The organism is Photobacterium lucens, from assembly GCF_009873615.1.
Taxonomy (GTDB): Bacteria; Pseudomonadota; Gammaproteobacteria; order Enterobacterales; family Vibrionaceae; genus Photobacterium; species Photobacterium lucens.
On record NZ_SSMG01000381.1, the window covers coordinates 1 to 803 of the forward strand.

1 protein-coding gene is annotated in these 803 nt (G+C 37.1%); it reads right to left on the reverse strand.

Going from position 1 to position 803, the window contains the following annotated elements:
• Window positions 1-10: 10 nt before the first annotated feature.
• Window positions 11-803 (reverse strand): cyclopropane fatty acyl phospholipid synthase (gene cfa / locus E5A76_RS15760; protein WP_161119497.1); only part of this gene is annotated, 793 nt, incomplete at its 5' end.

The window sequence follows — 803 nt, forward strand, 5'->3', positions numbered from 1 at the left end:
AATGAATACTTTATGCAGCACGAACAGTTAATGGCAGTTCACGACCATTTTTAGTCAGTGATAATTGAATCAGGTTTAAATCACGAGCGCGGAAAGCACCGGCACAACTTAATAGATAATAGCGCCACATACGGTGAAAACGTTCGTTGTATTGGTCTGAAATTTTGTACCAATTTTTCTCGAAGTTTTCACACCATGCCATTAGAGTGAGATCATAATCAGGACCAAAGTTATGAATATCTTCAATGTTCATTTTTCCTTCAATAGCCTGACTTAATTGCGCGATAGAAGGAACAACACCGTTCGGGAAAATATATTTATTAATCCAAGGGTCTGTTTGGTTTACAGATATAGGATTACCAATGGTGTGCAGTACAAAAATACCGTCATCTTTTAAAAATCGATCTGCACATTGGAAGAATTCGTCATAATTGTCAGGCCCAACATGTTCAATCATACCGATGGAAACAACACGGTCGTATTGTTCTTTTGGTTGGTATTCACGGTAGTCTTGAAGAATAATCGTGACAGGTAAGTCTTTTTCATCTGCCAATTGCTGACCTAATTTCATTTGCTCTTTAGATAACGTTAAACCATCACAAGTAACGCCATACTTTTCAGCAGCATAATTCATAAAGCTCGACCAGCCGCAACCAATATCCAATAAGCGCATACCCGGTTGTAAATCTAATTTACGGCAAATTAGGTCTAATTTATTTTCTTGTGCTTCATTGAGGTTTGATGCGTTTTTCCAGTAGCCACAAGTGTAAACCATACGTTTATCTAACATATTAGTATATAAA